Source organism: Kordiimonas sp. (assembly GCF_048260245.1).
In the GTDB taxonomy this organism is placed as follows: Bacteria; Pseudomonadota; Alphaproteobacteria; order Sphingomonadales; family Kordiimonadaceae; genus Kordiimonas.
Genome location: NZ_JBLXGZ010000016.1, coordinates 23,895 through 41,545 on the forward strand (window position 1 = coordinate 23,895; position 17,651 = coordinate 41,545).

23 protein-coding genes are annotated in these 17,651 nt (G+C 55.9%); 9 read left to right on the forward strand and 14 right to left on the reverse strand.

Annotated features, from left to right (window positions below; translation table 11 throughout):
- Positions 1-11 precede the first annotated feature (11 nt).
- From ACN0VM_RS09985 to ACN0VM_RS10000, 4 genes are read left to right on the forward strand one after another with little or no spacing between them, the layout of a single operon-like run.
- Positions 12-599 (forward strand): DUF1285 domain-containing protein, encoded by a 588-nt coding sequence (locus ACN0VM_RS09985; RefSeq protein ID WP_417450734.1) that lies wholly within the window; start codon positions 12-14, stop codon positions 597-599.
- Positions 596-1,243 (forward strand): CoA pyrophosphatase, encoded by a 648-nt coding sequence (locus ACN0VM_RS09990; RefSeq protein ID WP_417450735.1) that lies wholly within the window; start codon positions 596-598, stop codon positions 1,241-1,243. Before ACN0VM_RS09985 ends, ACN0VM_RS09990 begins: the two co-directional genes overlap by 4 nt.
- Position 1,244: 1 nt before the next feature.
- The gene (locus ACN0VM_RS09995) at positions 1,245-1,586 is read left to right on the forward strand and encodes a hypothetical protein (protein ID WP_417450736.1); all 342 of its coding nucleotides are present in this window, start codon (positions 1,245-1,247) and stop codon (positions 1,584-1,586) included.
- Positions 1,567-2,742 carry a CCA tRNA nucleotidyltransferase gene (locus ACN0VM_RS10000; protein ID WP_417450737.1) on the forward strand — a complete coding sequence of 392 codons (1,176 nt, stop codon included), beginning with the start codon at positions 1,567-1,569 and terminating at the stop codon, positions 2,740-2,742. The genes ACN0VM_RS09995 and ACN0VM_RS10000 overlap by 20 nt, the downstream gene beginning before the upstream one ends.
- A gap of 1 nt (position 2,743) precedes the next feature.
- On the opposite strand, the gene ACN0VM_RS10005 is transcribed toward ACN0VM_RS10000, so the two are convergent.
- Together ACN0VM_RS10005 and ACN0VM_RS10010 are read right to left on the reverse strand one after the other, a co-directional pair.
- Positions 2,744-3,346: a 2-hydroxychromene-2-carboxylate isomerase gene (locus ACN0VM_RS10005; RefSeq protein WP_417450738.1), complete on the reverse strand. Its 603-nt coding sequence runs from the start codon at positions 3,344-3,346 to the stop codon at positions 2,744-2,746.
- A 10-nt stretch (positions 3,347-3,356) separates the two neighbouring features.
- A complete protein-coding gene (locus tag ACN0VM_RS10010; protein ID WP_417450739.1) occupies positions 3,357-4,097 on the reverse strand; it encodes an SDR family NAD(P)-dependent oxidoreductase in 741 nt (246 codons plus the stop codon).
- Between the two features lie 88 nt (positions 4,098-4,185).
- On the opposite strand from ACN0VM_RS10010, the gene ACN0VM_RS10015 reads away from it, so the two are divergent.
- On the forward strand, positions 4,186-4,740 hold the full coding sequence (locus ACN0VM_RS10015; RefSeq protein ID WP_417450740.1) for a TetR/AcrR family transcriptional regulator: 555 nt from the start codon (positions 4,186-4,188) through the stop codon (positions 4,738-4,740).
- 68 nt (positions 4,741-4,808) lie between these two features.
- Here ACN0VM_RS10015 and ACN0VM_RS10020 read toward each other — a convergent pair whose 3' ends face one another.
- From ACN0VM_RS10020 to ACN0VM_RS10040, 5 genes are all read right to left on the reverse strand, one after another.
- Positions 4,809-5,378 (reverse strand): YSC84-related protein, encoded by a 570-nt coding sequence (locus ACN0VM_RS10020; protein WP_417450741.1) that lies wholly within the window; start codon positions 5,376-5,378, stop codon positions 4,809-4,811.
- 84 nt (positions 5,379-5,462) lie between these two features.
- Complete coding sequence (locus ACN0VM_RS10025) at positions 5,463-5,924, reverse strand: nucleoside deaminase (protein ID WP_417450742.1); 462 nt, start codon at positions 5,922-5,924, stop codon at positions 5,463-5,465.
- Positions 5,925-5,948: 24 nt separating this feature from the next.
- Positions 5,949-6,395, reverse strand: coding sequence for a YqaA family protein (locus ACN0VM_RS10030; RefSeq protein WP_417450743.1), 447 nt, complete (start codon positions 6,393-6,395; stop codon positions 5,949-5,951).
- 6 nt (positions 6,396-6,401) lie between these two features.
- Positions 6,402-7,268, reverse strand: coding sequence for an oxygen-dependent coproporphyrinogen oxidase (hemF, locus tag ACN0VM_RS10035; protein ID WP_417450744.1), 867 nt, complete (start codon positions 7,266-7,268; stop codon positions 6,402-6,404).
- A gap of 1 nt (position 7,269) precedes the next feature.
- On the reverse strand, positions 7,270-7,734 hold the full coding sequence (locus ACN0VM_RS10040) for a tRNA (cytidine(34)-2'-O)-methyltransferase (RefSeq protein WP_417450745.1): 465 nt from the start codon (positions 7,732-7,734) through the stop codon (positions 7,270-7,272).
- Between the two features lie 292 nt (positions 7,735-8,026).
- Here ACN0VM_RS10040 and petA point away from each other — a divergent pair, with 292 nt between their 5' ends.
- From petA to ACN0VM_RS10060, 4 genes are all read left to right on the forward strand, one after another.
- Entirely contained in the window at positions 8,027-8,581 is a 555-nt protein-coding gene (petA, locus tag ACN0VM_RS10045; RefSeq protein WP_417450746.1) for a ubiquinol-cytochrome c reductase iron-sulfur subunit, read from the forward strand.
- Positions 8,582-8,591: 10 nt separating this feature from the next.
- The gene (locus ACN0VM_RS10050) at positions 8,592-9,863 is read left to right on the forward strand and encodes a cytochrome b (protein ID WP_417450747.1); all 1,272 of its coding nucleotides are present in this window, start codon (positions 8,592-8,594) and stop codon (positions 9,861-9,863) included.
- A gap of 12 nt (positions 9,864-9,875) precedes the next feature.
- Positions 9,876-10,670, forward strand: coding sequence for a cytochrome c1 (locus ACN0VM_RS10055; RefSeq protein ID WP_417450748.1), 795 nt, complete (start codon positions 9,876-9,878; stop codon positions 10,668-10,670).
- A gap of 110 nt (positions 10,671-10,780) precedes the next feature.
- On the forward strand, positions 10,781-11,200 hold the full coding sequence (locus ACN0VM_RS10060; protein ID WP_417450749.1) for a RidA family protein: 420 nt from the start codon (positions 10,781-10,783) through the stop codon (positions 11,198-11,200).
- 3 nt (positions 11,201-11,203) lie between these two features.
- On the opposite strand, the gene ACN0VM_RS10065 is transcribed toward ACN0VM_RS10060, so the two are convergent.
- The 7 genes from ACN0VM_RS10065 to ACN0VM_RS10095 all read right to left on the reverse strand — a co-directional run bounded on the left by ACN0VM_RS10065 (position 11,204) and on the right by ACN0VM_RS10095 (position 17,554).
- Complete coding sequence (locus ACN0VM_RS10065) at positions 11,204-13,225, reverse strand: M28 family peptidase (RefSeq protein WP_417450750.1); 2,022 nt, start codon at positions 13,223-13,225, stop codon at positions 11,204-11,206.
- A 67-nt stretch (positions 13,226-13,292) separates the two neighbouring features.
- Positions 13,293-14,660: a dicarboxylate/amino acid:cation symporter gene (locus ACN0VM_RS10070; protein ID WP_417450751.1), complete on the reverse strand. Its 1,368-nt coding sequence runs from the start codon at positions 14,658-14,660 to the stop codon at positions 13,293-13,295.
- 118 nt (positions 14,661-14,778) lie between these two features.
- Positions 14,779-15,078 carry a nucleotide pyrophosphohydrolase gene (locus ACN0VM_RS10075; RefSeq protein ID WP_417450752.1) on the reverse strand — a complete coding sequence of 100 codons (300 nt, stop codon included), beginning with the start codon at positions 15,076-15,078 and terminating at the stop codon, positions 14,779-14,781.
- Positions 15,071-15,718, reverse strand: coding sequence for a carbonic anhydrase (locus ACN0VM_RS10080; protein WP_417450753.1), 648 nt, complete (start codon positions 15,716-15,718; stop codon positions 15,071-15,073). The genes ACN0VM_RS10075 and ACN0VM_RS10080 overlap by 8 nt, the downstream gene beginning before the upstream one ends.
- 72 nt (positions 15,719-15,790) lie before the next feature.
- A complete protein-coding gene (locus ACN0VM_RS10085; protein ID WP_417450754.1) occupies positions 15,791-16,378 on the reverse strand; it encodes a PAS domain-containing protein in 588 nt (195 codons plus the stop codon).
- A gap of 39 nt (positions 16,379-16,417) precedes the next feature.
- Positions 16,418-16,810, reverse strand: a complete 393-nt coding sequence (locus ACN0VM_RS10090) for a hypothetical protein (protein WP_417450755.1) — start codon at positions 16,808-16,810, stop codon at positions 16,418-16,420.
- A 255-nt stretch (positions 16,811-17,065) separates the two neighbouring features.
- Entirely contained in the window at positions 17,066-17,554 is a 489-nt protein-coding gene (locus ACN0VM_RS10095; RefSeq protein ID WP_417450756.1) for a MarR family winged helix-turn-helix transcriptional regulator, read from the reverse strand.
- Between the last annotated feature and the right edge of the window lie 97 nt (positions 17,555-17,651).

The window sequence follows — 17,651 nt, forward strand, 5'->3', positions numbered from 1 at the left end:
AGGAGGTATCTATGCCCGTGAACAACACCAAAACACAGATCAAGCTTGAGGACATCATCAAACAGGTGGAAGGCCAGCGCTACCCACCGGTTGAAAAGTGGAATCCCGACTTTTGCGGTGATATCGACATGCAGATCAAGCGCGACGGTACCTGGTTTTATATGGGAACGCCGATCGGTCGCGAGCGCATGGTGCGCTTGTTCTCCACCGTACTTCGGAAAGACGAAGACGGTAAAACTTACCTTGTTACCCCGGTGGAAAAGATTGGTATTGAGGTCGAGGACGCTCATTTTATCGCGACCGCGCTCGAGGTCATCCGCGAAGGAGACGAGCAGGCGCTCAAGTTTACCACCAACGTGGGCGACGAGGTCATCGCAGACAAAGACCACCCTCTCCGGGTTGAAGTCGATACCAGTTCCGGCGAACCCCGGCCCTATATCCGCGTAAGGGGCCGGCTTGATGCGCTGATCGCGCGTCCGGTTTTTTATCAACTGGTGGAGCACGCGCAAACGCAAAACAGGGACGGCAAGACTTGCCTCGTGGTACCAAGTCGCGGCACACTGTTTTCTCTGGGTGAAATTGACGACGGTGACATGTGAGAAACTGGCTTGCCCAAGCACTCAAGGACGATAACCCTGCTGCCCGCGGGCGCCGCAGCGACTATGACCTGAATGCCGAGCCGGGGCGGCTGGCAGAACAGGCCAAGCCGCCGCGCGATGCTGCTGTGCTCGTGCCTATTGTTGATCATGGCAGCGGTCCGACCATCCTGTTGACCAAACGCACTGAGCATTTGAGTAAACACGCGGGTCAGGTGAGCTTTCCAGGCGGTAAAATTGATGAAAGCGACGCCGATGCCGTTGCTGCAGCGCTGCGCGAGGCGGATGAAGAGGTCGGCCTGGGTGCCAACCACATTGATGTCTGCGGTTTTCTAGATACCTACCGCACAGGCACGGGGTTTGAGATTGTGCCGGTGGTCGGGCTGGTACAGCCGGGGTTTGAGTTGCGCCTGCAGGTGACGGAGGTGGAAGCCGCCTTCGAGGTGCCGCTTGATTTTATCCTCGACCGCCGTAACCACAAAAGGCAAAGTGCGGTATGGCAGGGCATTCGGCGCGAATATTATGCCATGCCCTTTGGGGACTTTTTTATATGGGGCGCCACAGCGGCCATGTTGGTCAATCTGGTTGATGTGATGGAACATGCTGCGGATAGCGCGCCGACAGTGCGAAGCGAGGCGATAGGGTAATATGGCAATTTTTCTGAAACTTCTTCTTATGTCCCTTCCGGTCATTGTCGTTATTGTTTGGCTGCGCTGGCGAATGAAAGAAGACCAAACCGAAGAAGAACAGCTGGCCGATATCGCACGGCTCAAGAAAACGCTGGCTGTTCTGGTTGTGGTGGGACTTGCTGCAGGTGTCGGGCTAAAGCTGGTTGACGACCGCACCGGCGACCCTCGCACCAAATATATCCCGCCACACAGCGAAAACGGTCAGGTCGTGCCAGGCCGCTTTGTCCCCCTTGATGAGGTGGATGAGCAGACATCCGACGATGAGGAAGGCAAAGAGGATAGTGAGCAAGGCCCACGCTGACTGGCTGGACCGCCCCTATGTCAGAAAAATTGTGAGCAGCCTGGGGTCTGACAATATCCGTTTTGTCGGCGGCGCTGTGCGTGACTGGCTGGCCGGGCGCGTTGTGCGCGACATTGATGCCGCCACCCCGCTTGCGCCGGAGGTGGTGCAGGAAAGGTTGGAGGCTCACGGTATCAAGGCTGTGCCCACCGGCATCGAACACGGCACAATCACCGCTGTCTGTGACGGTGACACGGTTGAGATCACCACACTGCGCATGGATATGGAGACCGATGGCAGGCGGGCCACTGTCACCTTTACCGATAACTGGAAAACCGATGCTGCCCGTCGCGACTTCACCTTTAATGCGCTGTACCTTTCCCCAGAAGGCAAGTTGCACGATCCGTTTGATGGTCAGGCCGACCTGAAAGCGGGCAGGGTACGTTTCATCGGCGATGCAGAAACCCGCATTGAAGAAGACGCGCTGCGCATCATGCGCTTTTTCCGCTTTCACGCATGGTACGGAAAGGGCGAACCTGACCGCGAAGGCATGTCGGCATGCCGACAGAAAGTAGCGCTTCTGAAAGCCCTGTCGGCGGAACGGGTGCGCAGTGAGCTCCTGAAACTGTTCGCGGCGCCTGAGCCGAATGAGAGCATAACGGCATTCGAACGCATCGGTGCAACGGCTGTCCTGCGCCTTGGACCGCTCAACAGCGTGCGCCTGAGCCGCTATATCGCGCGGGAGCAGATGTTTGATTTTGAGATCGATGCGCTGATGCGTCTCGCCTGCTGGCTTGTGCTCAAACAGGATGAGGTCGCTGCGTTCGCACGTCAGTTCAGGCTTTCAACAAAAGATAGGGTGCGGCTCGAGGCCATGACCGGTGGTTGGGTTGCGGGGGTTCCTGGTACCGCGGCTGAACTGCGTTCATTTATTTACCGCGCGGGGAGGAATGCTGCGCAGGTCTGTGTGCTGGCGGCGGAAGACGACCCCCCAGATGAGTTGGTTCGGCTTCTCAAGTCTTGGGAAAAGCCGGTCTTCCCGCTGAAAGGCGGGGATTTGATTGATCACGGTCTTGAGCCGGGGCCAGAGGTAAGCCGCAGGTTGGTCGCGCTTGAAGACCTCTGGGTGAAAAGCGACTTTAGCCTTTCCCGCGCCGACTTGCTGGAGAAGGTATAGCTTAGCGGCCCAGCAATGTATCTTCAACGTCAGGGAGGCGGTCCTTGCCGAAAAACAGCTCATCGCCAACAAAAAAGCTGGGGGCGCCAAATACGCCACGCGCCACGGCATTTTCGGTGTTGGCGATCAGGGCTGCCTTTACGTCCGGCGTTTGGCTTTTTGCTGCAATGTCGGCACCGTCAAGACCACTCTCGTTGAGCGTTGCGACGATGGTTTCCGGCTCTCCCAAGTTTTTGGGCGCTTCCCACATATGATGCATCACGGCCACCACATACGCATCAAGGAAACCTTCACGCTGTGCAACGATTGCGCCGCGCATAAGGTGCAACGTATTCACCGGGAAATGCGGGTTCATTGTAAACTGTGTCAGCTTGTGTTTTTTTATGAACCGCCGTATTTCCAGCATCTCGTACGCAAGCTTGTTTTTGATATTGGCAAAGGCCACCACAGGTGACGCATTACCGGTCGCTTTGAAAATACCGCCCAGAAGTACGGGGGTATAGGTGATCTCTGCGCTTGTGCGCTTCTCCAGGTCAGGGAGAGCTTTCCAAGCTAAATAACTGTTTGGGCTGCCAAAATCGAAAATGAATTCACACATGGGCATCGTGGTTTCCTTAAAATTTCTCGCCATAAGGGCGAATGTCGAGCTCATGGGTCCAGGCACTGCGGTGCTGGTTATGAAGTTGCCAATAGGTCTCACCAACGGCATCCGGGCCGAGAAGATCATCCGGCCCCATGGCTTCTAGCGCGTCAGGGCCTGCGCGTTCGCTGATCATGCCGCGCACCCATTCGGTGTCGACAGCTGCATCAATAACCAGATGGGCAACATGGATGTTCTGGGGCCCAAGCTCCCGCGCCATGGCCTGCGCGAGCCCCCGCAGGCCAAACTTTGCACTGGCGAAAGCCGCGTAACCCGCGCCACCGCGCATGCTGGCGGTGGCGCCCGTGAAAAAGATTGAGCCTGCACCCTGCATAACCATATGCCGCGCTGCCTCTCGCCCGGCCAAAAAACCGGAATAACAAGCCATCTCCCACACCTTGCGAAAGACCCGCTCCGTGGTGTCGAGAATGGGGAAGTTGACATTGGCGCCGATGTTGAAAATGACGGCCGAGAGGGTGCCTGCATCTGCGGCGTCGCTCATGAAGGCGGTAATTTCCTCCTCATTGCGGGCATCAAGGGCGCGGATCTCGCATCTGCCACCCATGGATTCAATCTCATCCTTCAGCGGCGCAAGCTTGCCACCGTTACGCCGACCGGCGAAAATGACATAGCCTTCGCGCGCAAACCTGAGCGCGATCGCGCGGCCGATGAAGTCACCCGCGCCGACAATGGCGCATATTTTTGCATCAGACATGCATGTTCCAATTCTATATGATAGACATCATGTAGATTAATATGATACTCATAATACAGATCGTCAAGCTGAATCAGGACCCGTGTACATGGGCTATTCCCGCGCACAGAAACAGGATAACCATGAAAAGATCGTGGCAATTGCCGCGACACGGTTTCGCGAACAGGGCCTCGACGGCCTTAGCGTGGCAGCACTCATGCAGGAAGCGGGGCTGACCCATGGTGGCTTCTATAGCCACTTTACGTCACGAGACGACATGGTGGCTCAGGCGCTGGCGCATGCTTTCAGCGAAGATGAAGGTCGTCTGTCTCGTGCTATGAAGCGCCGCGGCGGGCCGTCGCTTCAGGCGTTTCTGGAGGTCTATTTGTCCCCGGCGCACCGCGACACGCCCGGGCAGGGGTGCACTCTGGCGGCGGTGGCCTGTGAAGCAGCGCGAAAAGGTGATGCGGTTAAAGCTTTATTTTCCGCGCGTGTAGAAGGGTATAGCGAACGCTTGGCTCCTGAATTGGGTATCTCGCCAGCGCGTATGGTTACCGTCCTGAGTGCAGCGACAGGCGCGCTTGTGTTGTCTCGCGCGGTGGGAGACCGGACAGTGGCTGACAATATTCTGGCGTCCACCCGGCGGGAATTGTTGGCACGATGATCGCCTAAACAAAAAAGCAGGCGAGGGGCCTGCTTTTTTATCATTTGTGATACGGGATCTTATTTTCGCTAGTCGAGAGCATTCAGCTTTTTGTCTTTCCAGTATTTGGTGCCGTGTAAGGATGCTTGCAGCATCAGGCCGCCATCGGTGAACTGGTATACGCTGACCTTCTTGCGTACGGATGCGGCTTCGCCAATTTCGCCGCCCTTGTCGCCTGAGCGCGCGGCGGCATCAGCTTCGCCAGTAAAATCCCAACCGTTTTTGATGAAATCACCCAGCGCATCACGGCTGTGGAAAATGAATACGGCGCGGAAATCCTTGATGCCAAGACCGATGCCGACACTGGCGGTTGCCATTTTCATGAAGGTGTCCTCACCGGTTTTGATGTCACGCACCACGCCGCGGCCCCCCCCGGCGCCGAGCAGAAATACCTGCACGCCGACATTGGAAAAAACGGCGTAGCCCACCGCCTCGTCAATTTCGGCACGGGCTTGCGGGCGCTGGTCAAACAGCTCCGACAGCACCTCTTCGCGCATCATCAGTATTTTCTCGCGCTTCTCAGCCGGGCTGTCGGCCAGACTTTGGCCGCCCACAATCATAACAAGGAAAAGTGTCGCGATAGAACGGAACAGTGTCATAATAAGAAGCCTCATGCGATTGAGAATAAATCCAAGTGTACCGTTAGACTGCAATCATGCCAATTATATGGCACGACATGGGCATTATTTGTGCAGGTCGTTGCCTGCGATATCTTCGTCCCACAGCGCCGGGTTGTTACGAATGAATTGTGCCATCAGGCTGGTGCAGGTAGGTTCGTCAAGGCGCACGACTTCTACCCCGTTCTGGCGCAGAAAGTCTTCATTGCCGCTGAAATTTTCGGCCTCTCCAATAACGACCCTTGGAATACCGAACTGTACGACGGTGCCAGCGCACATCATGCATGGGCTGAGGGTAGTATAGAGTGTGGTGGTTTCATAGCGTGCGCGGCGCCCGGCGTTGCGGATACAGTCCATCTCGCCGTGCGCGGTGGGATCTTCCTTTTGCACACGCTGATTGTGGCCCTTGGCGATAATCCTGCCGTGTTCGACCAGAACGGCGCCGATGGGCAGGCCGCCCTCATCATAGCTTTTCTGTGCCTGGGCAAGTGCCTCGGCCATGAACTGTTGATCTGTATCTGTCTGCATTATCGTGAGCCCTTCCCTACCCAGTCACCTAAATGCCGCATGAACACCCCACAAGACAAGGCCATATCGTGCGGCCTTGCCTAGGGTTACCAGAAGAAGGAAGGGGACAAGTCGCGCGTTGAGCACACCAGCCACAAGTGTCAATGGGTCACCAACTATTGGCAGCCAGGCAAATAAAAGCCCGGCGTAGCCGAAGCGTTCAAAAATTTGGTGCCCCCCTTCCAGCTGTTTGTCCGAGAATGGAAACCACCGGCGGTCCCTATAGGACAGCAGGCGTCGGCCGAGCCACCAGTTAAGCACGGACCCAAGCACGTTGCCTGTTGTCGCTGCGGTAAACAGCAACAAAGGCTGCCCTGTACCTGTTGCGGCGAGAGAGGCCAGCGTGATCTCTGACAGGGCAGGCAGGAGGGTGGCCGCAATAAACGCATTGAGGAACAGGCCGCCATAAAGCCCAAGGTCACCCCAAGGCATTGAGGTCTATGGCCATTTGGCTTCGGGGGGCAGGGACATGAGAATCGCCTCAACATTACCGCCGGTCTTGAGGCCGAAGGTGGTGCCGCGATCATACACAAGGTTGAATTCAGCATAATATCCGCGATATTCAAGTTGCGTCTCGCGCTCGGCGTCGGTCCATTCCTCGTTCATGTGACGGCGAATGAGGGTAGGGTATATCTCGTTGAACGTGCGACCGACATCCTGAGTGAAGGCAAAATCTGCTTCCCAGTCACCGGTTGCCAGGCGGTCATAAAAGATGCCGCCTTCGCCGCGTGCACGGCCCCTGTGGGGAATATAGAAATATTCGTCGCACCATTTCTTGAAGCGCTCGTAATAATCCGGCCCGTGTTTGTCGCAGCACTGCTTAAAGGCGGCATGAAAATCGGCGGTGTCTGAGGCGTCGGGCAGGGGGGCGTTCAGGTCTGCGCCGCCGCCAAACCACGCCTGTGTGGTGGCGATGAAACGGGTGTTCATATGCACGGCAGGCACGCGAGGGCTGTTCATATGGGCCACGAGGCTGATGCCGGTGGCAAAAAAACGTGGGTCTTCCTCAGCGCCGGGGATGCTTTTGGCAAACTCGGGCGTGAAAGTACCGTGGACGGTGGAGATGTTGACACCCACTTTCTCGAATACCCGGCCGCCTCGCATGATCGACATGGTGCCGCCACCGCCCTCGGCGCCGTCGCCCTGATTGGTGCGGTCCCATGTCTTGCGTTCAAAGCGCCCGGGTGTGCGGTCGCTCAGGGGGCCCTTATTATCATCCTCGATGGATTCGAAGCTCTCGCAAATCTGGTTCCTCAGGCTCAGGAACCATGCGGCGGCTTGTTGTTTTTTGTCTTCCAGATCCATTTCAGTTTCCTTTAGGCCAACCGTTTGTTTGCCTGATTGCTTCACCTAGTACCATTGCCATCGATACTGCGACGTTTATAGAGCGTGCCCCTACTGCCATGGGAATCGTCACGCGGGCATCTGCGGCGTCATGCACCTGCGCAGGTGCACCACTTGATTCACTGCCGACAATCAGGATGTCATCTGGCGAAAATTCAAAATCGGTGTAGGCCGTGTCTGCCTTTGTGGTCAAGAGGATGAGGCGCTTGCCAGCCTTTTCCCGTGCACGGCAAAAGCTGGCCCAGTCCATGTGGTGGAGCAACTCCACAAGGTTGGCATAGTCCATGGCCGAGCGCCGAAACGCCTTGTGGGAAAAGGGAAAGCCGCACGGTTCAATAACATGGGCGGGGGTGCCCATGCAGGCGGCAAGGCGTAACATTGTGCCGGTGTTTTGCGGCTGGTCCGGTTCAAAAAGCGCTATTTCCATGGCGCGCACGCTAATCGCCTTGTGGCCCGGATGCAACGGCTAGAGCGGTGCAGGAACATTTTTCCGCCATTTTTTTTGGGAATCTGACCGATAAATCCTTGCCTCTTAACGCGCGTCCGACTAAACCAATCCCAATTCGCTGGGCAGGGGCTGTCTGGCGATTGAATTTATGGCAGGTGGTCGGCTGCGGCCTTGTGACGCAGAGATTTGCCACCATGCAGAGGTAGAACTACGTTCGAGAATCACAACGACTGATCGCCTTTCGCATCACGTTCCTGTCAGGGAAGATTAGATGAGCACTATCAACGAGACTATCGAAGCTGAAGACGGCGCCACCCGGCGTGACTTTCTTCACGTGGCCGCTGCAAGCATGGGTGCCGTAGGCGCTGTCATGGCGGTCTGGCCCTTCATTGACCAGATGAACCCGGCAGCAGACACGCTTGCTCTGGCATCGGTTGAAATTGACCTCAGCGCTATCGGCGTTGGTGAAGCTATTATCGTTAAGTGGCGCGGCAAGCCTGTCTTTGTCCGGCACCGTACGTCAGCGGAAATCGAGGAAGCTCGTGCCGTTCCCGTTGATGCGCTGATCGACAAAGAGCCAGATGCTGCGCGGGTGCAGGAAGGCCACGATGAGTGGCTGGTGGTGATGGGTATTTGTACCCACCTCGGCTGCGTACCGCTGGGCACTAAAGCTGGTGACGAACGCGGCGACTACGGCGGATGGTTCTGCCCGTGCCATGGTTCGCACTATGACACTGCCGGCCGTATCCGGAAGGGCCCGGCGCCGAAAAACCTCGAAGTGCCGACCTATTCTTTCGTCACTGACACAACTCTCCAGATCGGGTAAGGGGGCTCTCATGGCTGAATGGAATGTTGCAAAACCCAAAAACGCTGTCGCCGCATGGGTTGAAGAGCGCCTGCCGATCATCTCGCTGGTGAATAATGTGGTTGGCCCTGATACGCCAACCCCGCGCAACCTGAACTACTGGTGGAACTTTGGCTCGCTTGCGGGCCTGATGCTGGTTGTTCAGATCATCTCCGGTATCGTGCTGGCAATGCACTACACGCCGCACACCGAAATGGCTTTCGACAGCGTCGAGCGTATCATGCGCGACGTGAACTACGGCTGGCTCATCCGTTATATGCACGCCAACGGGGCGAGCTTCTTCTTTATCGCCGTATACATCCACATTTTCCGCGGCTTTTACTACGGGTCCTACAAGGCCCCACGCGAAGTGTTGTGGATGCTGGGCGTGGTGATCTTCCTGCTTATGATGGCAACGGCTTTCATGGGGTATGTACTGCCGTGGGGCCAGATGTCCTTCTGGGGTGCAACGGTTATTACCAACCTTTTCTCTGCGATCCCTGTTGTGGGCGAGAGCATTGTGACCCTGCTGTGGGGTGGCTTCTCGGTTGATAATCCGACCCTGAACCGCTTCTTCAGCCTGCACTATCTGCTGCCGTTCGTGATCGCCGGTGTGGTTATCCTTCACCTCTGGGCGAAGAAAATCTCCGATAGCGGTAACCCGCTTGGTATCGACGTGAAGTCGAACGCTGACCAGATCCCGTTCCACCCGTTCTATACCATCAAGGACGCGTTTGGTGCCGGTGTCTTCTTCTTTGTGTTCGCCTTGTTCATCTTCTACCTGCCTAACGCCCTTGGCCACCCGGATAACTATATCCCGGCTGACCCGATGGTAACACCAGACAGCATCGTGCCGGAATGGTACTTCTTGCCTTACTATGCGATTCTGCGTTCGATCACGTTTGATATCGGTATCCCGTTCACAGACATTGTGTTCATCCCGGCCAAGCTTCTGGGTGTGATTGCCATGTTTGCATCGATTCTCGTGTGGCTGTTCCTGCCGTGGCTCGATACGTCCAAGGTTCGCTCCGGCAAGTTCCGTCCTACGTTCCGGTGGTTCTACCTTTTCCTTGTCATTGACATGTTTGTCCTGACTGTGGTTGGCGGCAAGAAGCCTGAGGGCATCTGGCCGATGGTGGGCTTGATCGGTACGGCTTACTATTTCGCGCACTTCCTGGTGATCCTGCCGCTTCTCGGAAAAATCGAGAAAACGCTGCCGTTGCCGGAAAGCATTGCAAAACCAGTTGTTAAAGCGGCTGAGTAAGGGGAATCCACGATGAAATTTGTAAGAAACATTGCGATTGCCCTGACCGCTGCTGCGGGCCTTGCAAGCGCATCTTTTGCGGCAGGTGCTGCAAAGCACCCGATGCAGATGGAATGGTCTTTTGATGGCCCGTTTGGTCAGTTTGACCAGCAGTCGGCACAACGCGGCTGGCAGGTCTACAAACAGGTTTGTTCCGCATGCCACAGCCTGAAGTATTTCCACTTCCGTAACCTCGCCGACCTTGGCTACGAAGAGGACATGATCAAAGCTTGGGCTGCCGAATATACTGTTGTCGACGGTGTCGATGACGCCGGTGACCCGAACGAGCGGTCCGGCCTGCCACAGGACAAGTTCCCAAACCCGTTCCCGAACGAGGTAGCTGCTGCTGCATCGAACGGTGGCGCGGTACCGCCTGACCTTTCGCTGATCACCAAAGCACGTCATGATGGCCCGAACTATGTCTATAGCCTGCTGACGGGCTATGAGGACGCTCCGGCCGACCATGAAATGCCTGCAGGCAAAAGCTACAACCCTTATTTCAAGGGCGGTGCTATCTCCATGGCGCCACCCTTGGCGGAAGGGATCGTTGACTATGAAGACGGCACAGCAGCAACGCCGGAACAGATGGCAAAAGACGTGGTCATGTTCCTGACCTATGTTGGTGAACCGAAGCTTGTTGACCGTCACCATATGGGCCTGAAGGTTCTGATCTTCCTCGGTATCCTGACGATTATTCTTTATCTGTCGATGAAGAAGATCTGGAAGCCGATCAAGTCAGGCCGCAACGTTTACGAAGACAAAAAGTAAGCGTGATACATAAGTTTGAGGAAGGGCTACCGCAGGGTGGCCCTTTTTTCATTTGGGCCAAACCGTTGCATCCGATAGTCTTTGGCAGGAAAACTCGAAGGGGAACGATGATGATCAGGAAAATTATGTGTGCGGCAAGCCTGTTGCTGGCGGCAGTAGCGGTTTCGGCAGAAGATGAACAAGCCAAGCTGCCATTCTCGAAAGCGGTGCGCGTGGGTGACATGCTGTATCTGTCGGGTGAACTGGGCGCCAAGCCGGGTACCATGGCGCTTGTGCCGGGCGGTATCGGGGCTGAGACCCGCCAAACGATGGATAATATCAAGGCCACGCTGGAGGCCAATGGCTCTGACATGGACCATGTGGTGAAATGCCTGGTGATGATGGCGGACATCAAAGAATGGGCGGCGATGAACGAGGTGTACCGCACCTATTTTGAAAACCGCTTCCCTGCCCGCAGCGCCATGGGCGCAAACGGTCTTGCCCTTGGCGCGCGGGTAGAGATCGAGTGTCTGGCGACGGTGAAAAAATAAAAGCTACTCTGCCTGCAGTACCCCGATGTTCTCAAGCGCGGCGAGATATTCCTCAACGGCTGTGCGGGCAGTAGGGCCAAATTCGGCCACTAGCATGGTGTGAATTTCGCCCACGCTGCGCCTGCCATCCACATAGTTTAGCGCCTCGTAGCTTATGGCTCGGCCATTGTCTGCCTTCAGTAGCGCCAGTGCACTGACCTCGTCTGCGCCAAGTTTGTCTGTGAGGTATGAGTAGCCAAAGCCGTTCATCGTGCCCTTGAGTGCGGGATTGCGGCGGTAAACTGGTCCGGTACGTGTCACCGCCGCAGGCGTACCCTCAAGCGAGATCATGGCACTGGTGAACGCGGCCAGCGACGTCAGGTCGGCAGCCGGTGCATAGCCCGAGATACTGCGGGCAATTCTTTGTTCTGTCAGCCAATAGCCGAGCCGCGCGGTAGCCCTATCATCCGCTGAGTAATTCCCTGATCTTTGCATCGTTTCCGCGAGACGCACAACCGCAGCCGGGCGTTCCAGCTCGATGAGCGCATCAGCATCTGCATCGGTCACCCCGGCCAGTATAGCGGCCTGCACCGCGCCTATGAAGGCGGCGCGCTTGAGCTTGGTGGGGTCGATATTGGCGGCGATGTCCTTGGTCGTGTGGATATAACGGTCCGGCCAGTCATGCATATAGGTAACAGGGATGCCCCAACTGCCAGCAGCAAATACGTCATGGTCGCTACCCATCGACAGCCACTCCTTGAGCGCAAGCAATGGTTCGCGGCCCCCCTCGGGTGAATGGAGCGGGAAGTCGGTATCATCGCCGCTAGCGAACGCAAGGCTATGGGCGTTGACAAAATCGGCGATTGCCCAAGCAATGTCGCCTGAGACATCCGCGGTGCTTTTAGGCCCACGGGAGACACGGAACACGGCCTTGGTCTCGGGTCCGCCGCCGACCATATCCATATGGATAACGTGCTTGAGGCGCTCGGCAAGTTCAGGTCTCGCGTTCAGAAGAATAAGCGTTGCCTCGATCTCGGCGGGCCACAGGAAGCGGATGGTGCGTTTGGGGGCAGGCAAGGCACCGGTGCCGATAAGGTGCTTCAATGTGCGTGCGGCCTCAAGAATGGCTACGCAACCGCTGGCGTTGTCGTTGGCGCCGGGACGGGGATGGTCCAGATGGCAACTGAAGGCGATTTCCTCCCTCTCCAGCGCCGGGTCACTACCCGGAACGGTCGCGGTAACGACCCTGTATTCGCCAGCCTCGCGACGTGCCTCAACTCTGGCATGGAAGCGGATGGTTTCGCCGCGCTTGAGCCTGGCCTGAAGGGCGCGGGCTTCACCCAGGCTGGTCATGAAAGCAAAGGCAGGCCCTTCGCGGAATGAGCTTAAGTGGCCCCAGCGCACGAGGCTGTCATCCAACTGCCACCATGCGCTTTTCTGGTTTGCGGCGTAGGACAGGATGCCTGTTGCACCGTATTTTTTCAGGGCGAGGGCTTCAACGGCTGCGGGCTGGCTAGAGGTCAGCACAATTTTGCCTTTGATGTCTTTGCCGGTGTAGTCCGCCTCAAGCGTGCCACTACCGATGTCGACAAGGTTGGCAGCGATATCGGCGCTGTCGCTATCTTGTGCGAGGGTGAGCGGACGGGCCGCCCAGTCGGCCAGTTTGCGGACGCGGGTGCCGTCAGGGCCAATTTCCCAAAGTTCGGCAAAGTCCACCTGCCATGCCGGGCGGGATTTCTGTGTGCCAAACATGGTTTTGCCGTCTGCGGGGAACCGCATAACCTCCACCGTGTCGAAACCGTATGATTTCAAACGTTCCGCGACCAGTTTGGCGGCGGCGTCAAATTGCTGGCTCCCACGCGTGCGGTGATACAGAGTAATCTCATCAAGGTTGCGCTTGGCCGCGATGCCGGAAGTCTCGGCCGCGATGCTTTTCAGCGCCGTGTCGGGGAGAAAATCGCTCAAGTCGCTGGCATTGGCGCGGGCGGCGACAAGGCACGCAGCAAGTGAAAGCACGGTAGTGAACTGGCTGATTGGTCTGGTCATGGTTGGCTCCCCCTGCCTAATGGTTAACCAAGCTTAGGCAGCTATTGGGAGGCTTGCAAGCTGTGTGTCAGCCTGTTGGTGCCTCGCCAGTCCCTGACCCGGTGTCACTGCCGCCAACCCAGCGGTTGACGATTGTTGAAGCAACAAGATCACCGGTGACGTTTACCGATGTGCGCGACATGTCAAGGATACGGTCAACCCCAATGATGAGGGCAATGCCGGAGCTTGGTACGCCGAGGCTCTCGAGAATGCTGGCAAGGATGACAATACCGACACCGGGCGTGCTGGGTGCACCAATCGAGGCTCCGACGGTGGTGATCATCAACAGGATTATCTGCCCGCCAGAGAGGTCTATGCCAAATACTTGGGTCAGGAACACAGCTGCCACGACCTGATAGAGTGCGGTGCCGTCCATATTGATGGTGGCGCCAAGCGGAATCATGAAGCGCACGATGGAGGGGGGTAAACCCATCTTGCCTTCGGCGGTTTTGATGGAAAGCGGCATGACTGCGGCAGACGACGAGGTAGAGAAGGCCAGCAGCATGACTTCTTTGGCATCCGACAGGAAACCAAAGGGGTTGCGTCGCCCGAGGGTGGAGATAAGCAGCATATAAAAAACAAGCAGACACAAAAGCCCCAAAAGTACCGTCAGCACATAAACACCGACACCTAAGAGGATGTCGATCCCTACCTTTATGGTGATCTGTGCCAGCAGACCGAACACTGCATAGGGCACGAGAAGCATGGCCCACCCGACAATGCGCATCGAGATGCCCATAAGCGACGACGCCAGACTCAGTACGGGCGCGGCTTCTTCAGCCCGCAGTGATACCGCCGCAACACCCAGCAAAATGGCGAACACCACAACCTGAAACATGCTTTGATCAAGCGCCGCCGCGAGTGGGTTTGTGGGGACGACGGATACGATACGCGCTGGCAGCGACGAAGCTTCTGGCAGGATGGCAGGTATCTCGCCTGCCTGAGTGTTGGCCAGATGCTGCTGCACCATGGCCTGGTCAACAAAATCCCCCGGGCTTATCAGAGTAACAACGACATAACCGATAGCCACGGCGACAGTGGTGGTGAAAACGAAATAGGGCAGAACCCTGAACCCTAGCTTTTTTAGGGTCTCAGGGTCTTTATTGGACGCAATGCCAAGCAGGATGGAACAGATAACAAGGGGAATGACAATCATCTGGATCAGCGCCAAAAAAAGGTGCCCGGGCAGGGCGAGCCATTCGGCGATTTGATCGGCGGTTGACGGGGCCACCATCTGCCATCCACTTGGCGACAGCGCTACGCCGGTTGTCACGCCCAGCGTCATGGCCAGCAAAATTTGCGCCCACAGGTGAGCATTGATCAGCTTTTGCAGAGCTTTCGACATGCCGCGGTGGTGGGTGGATCGTCTGAAAAAGCCGTTTGTCAGCCGTGTCATGACCATTATCCATACGATGATTGTGTCCAGTGGAAATATAGCATGCTTAACAGGCGCTTGTCGTTGCTGAAGCTTGTGACAACAACGCGCAGATGCAGTCCTGAGTATGTACCTTTACTTACCCCTTTATATACTTGCCGGTGCCGTCCCCTTTGGCCAGCCAGCGACGGCTGCGGTTTTCGGCCATTTTTTTGTCTACCTCTTCAGCCAGTGATAGGCCGTTCAACTCCATCAGGCGGTATAGCAGGATGGCGATATCGGCTGTTTCCTTGCCAATCTCGCATGGGTCACCGGCGTCAGTCGCTTCCAGCAGTTCCTCCAGCTCTACCATTGCCCGGCGGACCAGCACGCTGTGCTCTTGGGCGGGACCAAAGGTATCCTCGGCCCAGGTTGCGATGGATTTCTGTGTTTCAGTCACTGGACGCAAGCACCGAGCGCAGGCTGAAAGCTGTATCATGTTTGGCAATGACCTCTGAAAGGTCACCGGTGTGAATGTTGAAGAGCAACCCCTCAAGCGCCAAGGTGCCAGCGCTGACCCGTTCGGCCACAAAGGGAAAGGATTTCAGATTCTGTATGGAAAGATATACAGCGGCCCGCTCAAGCAGGCGCTTGCGGGTGGCCGGATCTTCGGCTGTCAGGTGGCCATAATGCTTCAGCCAGTTGTGTAGTGGGCGCATCCATTGGCCAACAAAGCTGTCCTCGGGCATGTTACGGTCCACGACACTGGCGACACCGCCACACCCGGCGTGGCCCAGGACCACGATATTGTCAACTTCAAGGGCCGTTACCGCAAATTCAATTGCCGCAGAGGTACCGTGATATCCCGAGTCTCGCTCATAGGGCGGGACCATTGCGGCGACGTTGCGTACAACAAATAGATCGCCGGGGCCTGCGGTTAAAATTTGCTGGACCAGCACACGGCTGTCCGAACAGGCGATCACCAGCGTGTGCGGGGTCTGGCCGTGGGTGGCTAGGTCTTCGTAAATTTGCCGGTCCCGCTCAAAAGCCTGTTCCTTGAAGGTGCGATATCCCTTCTGTAATCTTTCATCAATACTCATCTATTCGGGGCCCCTCAATGTGTGCTTTTTGTCTGGGTTCGCCGGCTTTTTTTCACCAGCGGCCTAAACGACTTAGCGGTAGAATTTAAAATTTTCAATGTGGGCAGACGGCGCGCCTGCGCCCATATCGATATAATGCATTTCCTTGATGTTGGCGCGACCTATGGTTGCGCTGACTCGGTCACTTTCTTCGCCATAGGGTTTGCGGCCCAGTCCGTATACGAGGAGATACTTCACCTCGCCGTCTTCGTTTACCATAGGATACTGTATTGTTTCATACAGATATTGCGCACCGGAGGAGGTGGTCACAATATCTCCCACATAGGCGCCGCAGGGGATTTCAAACACATAAGCATGAAAAATGGAAAGCGGTTTGACAAATTCCTGCGGCAGCAAGTCGTAGTAGTTTTGTCCTGTCACTTTTATGCCTGAGACCCTCTCGATACCGCTGCCGTAAAAAAGAACTCTCATATCGAGGTCACCAATTCTTTCGGCAATGCCAATGTTTTGTATAACGCCGCCAAAACGCGCCGGGGTTATGTGTTGCTTAGAGGGCAGGAACGGGTGCCGTTCCCTGGGCAGGGCATCCCAGTACGCCAAAAAGGTGTCAAATTCTTCACTAAGTTCAAGCGAGGACAACAGCATACCTTTCAGGCTCATTATGCCTGTTTTGCAGGATTTATCAATCTGGTGCGTGGTCTATTGGGTGGAGGTCGAGGTTTTCCGCTTGTCGCGTGATTTGGCGGGTGCGTGAAACTCGAAGTCTTTGATGTAGGCAGACGGCATGCCGGCACCAAGATCAATATAAAATAATTCCTTTATGTTAGAAGGCTGGTGACTGGTTTCGGTTCTAATGCCTTGGTCACCGTAGGGCCGACGGGCAAGACCAAAGGCAATCAGGTAGCAGATATTACCGGCTTCGTCGGCCGCAGGAAGCTGCAGGGTGTGATGTATATATCTGGTTCCGGCGGTCGTTCCGATGACATCTGCGACATAGGCACCACACGGTGTATCGAGCATGTTGTTGTGGAAAATCGACATAGGTTTATGAAAGGATGCAGGCAGAAGGTCATAGTAATTTTTGCCGGTCAAGCTGAAGCCTGCGTTTCGTTCGAAGCCGCTACCTGCATAACATATCCTGAGGTTTTTGGCGCCGAGAGCTTCAGTAAGGCAAATTGAATGCAGTAGTGCGCCAAATGTGGCGGGGGAAATATCAGAGCGGCATGGAATGAAAGGGTGAGCGCGCCTGGGTAGGCCGCGCCAACAATTCAGGAAACTGTCAAATTCAGGATCAAGATCTGGCACCTTGCAGCTACTCCTTAGCGCTGCATCATGCCTGTAATCTTGTCACTTTTCAATCTGTCGCAGCACCGTATCACGTTCGTCAGTATCCACGATGTTGAGCAGAACCTCCCAAAAGCCGGCAACAGCCTCTGGTCCAGCCCGCTTATATGCTTCGGCAACACGGTCCCTTTGACTGGCAAAAAGCTCTTGTTCAAATGCTTTGCCTTTATCTGTCAGGTGAAGCAAACGCTGTCTGCGATCCTCAAGTCCCGCATCCTGCCGAATATAGCCTTCTTCTACCAATTGGCCCAACACGCGGGACAGACTTTGCTTGGTGATCCGCAGCAGAGACAATAGTCCGGACACTGTTGTGCCGGGGTTGCGGCCGACGAAATACAGGACACGGTGATGCGCCCGCCCGAACCGGGACTGCGCAAGAATTTCGTCGGGATCACTGGTGAAGTCGCGATAAGCAAAATAGAGCAGTTCGACACCGCGGCGAAGTTCTTCTTCACGAAGATATAAGTTGGAATGTGGTAATTTTCGTTGCATAGCGGCCCAATTGAATTTATGTCAGTGTTATTGACATAATATCGACACAATGTTACACCGATCAAGCAAAAAGCGAAATATTCTTATTTGTTAGGTG